Consider the following 849-nt stretch of genomic DNA (forward strand, 5'->3'; position numbering starts at 1 on the left):
TGTGACCGATCCGGCCCGGCCCACCCGCCTTGGTGCCCCGCTGACCGGCCACACCGGACCGGTGTGGGCGATGGCTCTCGACCCCGCCGGTCAGGTGCTGGCCACCGCCGGTGAGGAGGGGACGGTATTGCTGTGGAATGTGACCGATCCGGCCCGGCCCACCCGCCTTGGTGCCCCGCTGACCGGCCACACCGGACCGGTGTGGGCGATGGCTCTCGACCCCGCCGGTCAGGTGCTGGCCACCGCCGGCGAGGAGACGGTGCTGCTGTGGAACGTGACCGATCCGGCCCGGCCCATCCCCATGGAAACGCAGCTGACCGGCCACACCGGACTCGTCCGGGGGGTGGCTTTCCACCCTGGCGGGGACATCCTCGCCACCGCCGGCGCCGATAATGCCGTCATAATGTGGGATCTGACCGATCCGGCCCAGCCCACCGGCCTCGGTGCCCCGCTGACCGGGCACACCGGACCGGTGTGGGCGGTGGCCTTTGACGCTGGCGGGCACGTGCTGGCCACCGCCGGCGAGGAGACGGTGCTGCTGTGGAATGTGACCGATCCGGCCCGGCCCACCCCCTTTGGGCTCCCGCTGACCGGCCACACCGGCGCAGTCACCGAGGTGGCCTTCGACGCTGGCGGCCAGGTGCTGGCCACCGCCGGTGAGGAGGGGACGGTATTGCTGTGGAACATGGCCGATCCGGCCCGGCCCACCCGCCTTGGTGCCCCGCTGACCGGCCACAGCGGACCGGTGTGGGCGATGGCTCTCGACCCCGCCGGTCAGGTGCTGGCCACCGCCGGCGAGGGGACGGTGTTGCTGTGGAATGTGACCGATCCGGCCCGGCCCACCCGCCT

1 protein-coding gene is annotated in these 849 nt (G+C 72.8%); it reads left to right on the forward strand.

Annotated elements, in window-relative coordinates; genetic code table 11:
• Positions 1-70 precede the first annotated feature (70 nt).
• Positions 71-849 (forward strand): WD40 repeat domain-containing protein (locus ABQ292_RS26595; protein ID WP_369210703.1); only part of this gene is annotated, 779 nt, incomplete at its 3' end.

The organism is Geodermatophilus maliterrae (assembly GCF_041018925.1).
GTDB classification, from domain to species: Bacteria; Actinomycetota; Actinomycetes; order Mycobacteriales; family Geodermatophilaceae; genus Geodermatophilus; species Geodermatophilus maliterrae.